Below are 360 nucleotides of genomic sequence, written 5' to 3' on the forward strand. Positions count from 1 at the left end.
AGCGTCAGTTGGACCGGCTTCCGGTAGTGATCATGCTTCGCTGTAACGAGGCCCATGAAAGGTCAGGCGCTTGCCAGCGGCACCCTTCAAGGCGATCAGCGAGCGAACATTGTCTTCAACGCCCAAGGCCGAACGGTTCGAGTAGCGGAAATCGAACTCTGCCAGATAGCGGTGAAGATGGTGTTCCGCGCAATGCTGATAGACGCCTTTCATGCCGCGCTTGAAGATGCTGTAGAAGCCTTCCACGGTGTTTGTGTGGACGGTCTTTGCGCCTTCGTAGCGAACGTATTCGTCCTTGGAATGCGTGACGACATCGTGGGAAGCGAATTCCTGGCCCACGCGGCGATACATGCCAGCCTC

1 protein-coding gene is annotated in these 360 nt (G+C 56.9%); it reads right to left on the reverse strand.

The window, feature by feature from the left end; genetic code table 11:
* Positions 1-30 precede the first annotated feature (30 nt).
* A partial coding sequence (locus tag X742_RS140085; protein ID WP_023775706.1) for a transposase occupies positions 31-360 on the reverse strand: 330 nt, incomplete at its 5' end.

It is taken from the genome of Mesorhizobium sp. LNHC229A00 (genome assembly GCF_000502415.1).
Classification (GTDB): Bacteria; Pseudomonadota; Alphaproteobacteria; order Rhizobiales; family Rhizobiaceae; genus Mesorhizobium.